The sequence below is a fragment of the Streptococcus oralis genome, assembly GCF_001578705.1.
GTDB classification, from domain to species: domain Bacteria; phylum Bacillota; class Bacilli; order Lactobacillales; family Streptococcaceae; genus Streptococcus; species Streptococcus oralis_J.
On sequence record NZ_KQ969037.1, the window covers coordinates 1012261 to 1012882 of the forward strand.

At 48.1% G+C, this 622-nt stretch carries 1 protein-coding gene; it reads right to left on the minus strand.

The features are described 5' to 3' along the window. Positions 1-622 (minus strand): hypothetical protein (locus SORDD05_RS10140; protein ID WP_196757197.1); only part of this gene is annotated, 622 nt, incomplete at both ends.

Below are 622 nucleotides of genomic sequence, written 5' to 3' on the forward strand. Positions count from 1 at the left end.
ACTTTGGCTTGCTGATACTGACGCAGAGTGGCTCGCGCTTGCTGAAATAGAAGCTGAGTTCTGGTTGTTAGATGCTGAAGCTGAAGCACTTTGGCTCGCGCTTACTGATGTTGAAGCACTTTGACTTGCTGATACTGAAGCTGAAGCGCTTTGGCTTGCTGATACAGATGCTGATTGACTAGCACTTACTGATGCTGAAGCGCTTTGGCTTGCACTTACAGACGCAGAGTGGCTCGCGCTTGCTGAGATAGAAGCTGAGTTCTGGTTGTTAGATGCTGAAGCTGAGGCACTTTGGCTTGCAGATACTGATGCTGAAGCACTTTGACTTGCAGATACAGACGCTGAAGCGCTTTGGCTAGCTGATACAGATGCTGATTGACTAGCACTTACTGATGCTGAAGCGCTTTGGCTTGCACTTACAGATGCTGAAGTTGATTGACTTGAGCTTACAGAAGCTGAAGTTGATTGGCTAGCTGATACTGATGCTGAAGCGCTTTGGCTTGCTGATACTGACGCAGAGTGGCTCGCACTTGCTGAGATAGAAGCTGAGTTCTGGTCGTTAGATGCTGAAGCTGAGGCACTTTGGCTAGCACTTACTGATGCTGAAGTACTTTGACTTGCA